Annotated in this window: 1 pseudogene; it reads right to left on the bottom strand. The window is 49.5% G+C overall.

Annotation, left to right across the window (positions count from 1 at the left end):
* Positions 1-354, bottom strand: a pseudogene (locus SB775_RS27655) (hypothetical protein); the annotation flags it as partial.
* Between the last annotated feature and the right edge of the window lie 42 nt (positions 355-396).

Here is a 396-nt window from a genome sequence, read left to right as displayed (position 1 = left end):
ATCGTTTTCCTCTTCCATCAGTTCGCTGAGGTTGAGTCCCATCTCATCCAGCGCCTGATTAAGATCGTCATAAATGCCCATCGCCAGCAGCGCATTGCCCAGCGTACGGCCCATCAGGAACTCCATCGACAGGTAGTAAACCTGACGAGTTTCTTGCGACAACTGGGCACGGTTTGAACGTAACCAGCGCTCCACGAGACGATCGCGCACAGCAAATAACGTTGCGTTCAGCCATTCATGTTTATTGGCGACGACCGGGTCCTTTCCAATCGTAAACATCAGCTTGTAAGCGATAGAGTGCTTAAGGGCTTCTACGCTAAGCGTGGGCGATGAATATGTAAACGGAGCATTCATATAGGCGTTTCCTGAAAACTATTTCAAGCGATAGTAAAGCTC

The organism is Peribacillus sp. SIMBA_075 (genome assembly GCF_046534585.1).
Note: the sequence above shows the minus strand (reverse complement) of the source record. Positions and strands in the feature narration are given on the sequence as shown.